Annotated in this window: 1 protein-coding gene; it reads left to right on the top strand. The window is 36.4% G+C overall.

The window, feature by feature from the left end; translation table 11 throughout:
- Positions 1–105: 105 nt before the first annotated feature.
- Positions 106–1,312, top strand: a 1,207-nt coding sequence (locus tag BBI01_RS04475) for a hypothetical protein (protein WP_131799323.1), incomplete at its 3' end; no start/stop codon positions are given.

The following is a 1,312-nucleotide window of genomic DNA, read 5'->3' as shown; positions in this document are numbered from 1 at the left end:
AGAAAAGCGTTTATTGAAACTAGAGCAGCATGTCACTAAATAAACCCTTTAAACACATTTATCATAATGAAACAATTTAAGTTTATAAAAGCTTTAGGGGTTATATTGCTATCTTTATTAGGATATATATGTAGTTATGGACAGTTAACATCTAATGTTACTGCACCTAATTATTCGGGGCTAACGGTTTTAAACTCTACTGGAGGTACAACACTTACCAATGGGGTTAAATTACAGGTAACCGGAGGTGGGAATATACAAATTATAGCTAATAACAAAGCCCAAATTTATCAGAATATTTATTCAAATTCAGCTACTGCATTTGCTCAACAAACAAATAATGGAACAAATGGCTTTATGATAAGTATTGGAAATAATGTTTATCATTCAGGGAACTCACGCCCAACTGGTTATGCAGCTACACAATTAAGCACAACTAATATCCTGTCCCATACAACCAACACTGTGGGAGTGTTGCAAAGTGTTACTATTGCTTATAAAATCACACAAAATAGCAAGGATTATTTATTCAATATAACCTATAAATATGATCCCGGAAATAAGGATAGAATTTTTATGGATGTAGAAGCCACTCTTCCTGCAAATGCAGAAGTTGTGAAGTATCTTATAGTCTTGGATGCTATGTTAGGAGGTGTTGATAGAGGATATACTATGAAAACAGGTACAGATACAGGTCCAAACCCAGATATAAAAATGGGGACTTATAATGATACTGGTTATGAATTTTTCGAGTACAAATCTGGACGAATGTGGTCTGGATATTATGCAGGATCTCGGTTACAAGTGGGGAGTAATAACTCGTTTAATAATACCATGACGTATGATAATACTATTTCTAATACATATACAGATACAGCGATTGGTATTTCTTATAATTTTGGCTCAACTGCAGGTACATATACAGGTAGTTCTGCCATAATGTTTCAATGTGCTGCCCCACGTGTGGCACCCACTTATTCAAGTACAAGCAAAACAATAAATTGTACTGCCGGGGGTGCTGATATTGCCAGTGGCTTTACCGGGACTGCAGGTGCTGGGTATGTTGTACGTTATTTAGATGCTAATTATAATCCAATAGGAGATAGAACAGGTACAACTCATGCACCTCTTAATGTTGGAGCTGCGGGCACATATTATGCGGCATATTATGATGCAGCGAATGAGTGTATGTCACCTTTAACCACTATTACCGTTACAGGAACATCGTGTTCTTCTGACGTTCAAATAACAGCAGACAACACAAATCCTACCTGCGCGGTAAAAGGTACAAACTTCACCATCAAATATAAAG

The organism is Chryseobacterium artocarpi (genome assembly GCF_001684975.1).
Taxonomy (GTDB): Bacteria; Bacteroidota; Bacteroidia; order Flavobacteriales; family Weeksellaceae; genus Chryseobacterium; species Chryseobacterium artocarpi.
This window is presented reverse-complemented; position numbering and strand designations above follow the sequence as displayed.